The organism is Priestia sp. P5_B4 (assembly GCF_056400385.1).
On the sequence record NZ_JBFULJ010001404.1, the window covers coordinates 1 to 646 of the forward strand.

Below are 646 nucleotides of genomic sequence, written 5' to 3' on the forward strand. Positions count from 1 at the left end.
AATATTATCCAGTACAGTCTTCAATCTGATTTGGAGARATAAAAGTTGGCCAGGGTATTACACTTTATCCATATTTTTAGTTTTGATTGTACTAAATATTATTTTGAACAGATATGGAAAGAATGAARGTACAAAAAAGTAATGCACCACATCATAGGTTTGCTGCATTACTTTTTTAATAACCGTTCGCTAATACCTTGGTGTTAAATTTCAGGTAGTGAAACCTATAGAAATAAAAGGCTACTATGATCTTATTGATTAGAAAGGAGAATTCAAAATTAAATCATAGTTGCTTTAGGGTGCTGAATTATTGGTTCTTCAATCCAAAAATCCGGATTACCATCAGCATAAGGCTCTTCTTCAAGCACATCTAAATTTATAATTTCTTTCTTATCAAAGGCAGAGAAAACTCCCCATATAAAATAGATATCCTCTTTATTAGCAAGCTCCGTGAGCTTTTCACCTGTAATCCAGTACGTATTGCCGTTTATTCCATTGTTGTAAATTCTGTAGTCAGTAAAGTAATTAAGGTACTTTTCTGGAAAAGATCCATCTAAATCACTTAACAACCAATTGTACTTCTCATGGAGATTATTAAAAGAACTTACTATTTCCTTTAAATCATAAAAGCTCTCTAAGATAGTAT

At 31.2% G+C, this 646-nt stretch carries 1 protein-coding gene; it reads right to left on the minus strand.

Features of this window, described 5'->3' with window-relative positions; genetic code table 11:
- Positions 1-278: 278 nt before the first annotated feature.
- On the minus strand, positions 279-646 hold a 368-nt coding region (locus AC1DRF_RS31240), incomplete at its 5' end, for a hypothetical protein (RefSeq protein ID WP_477742730.1).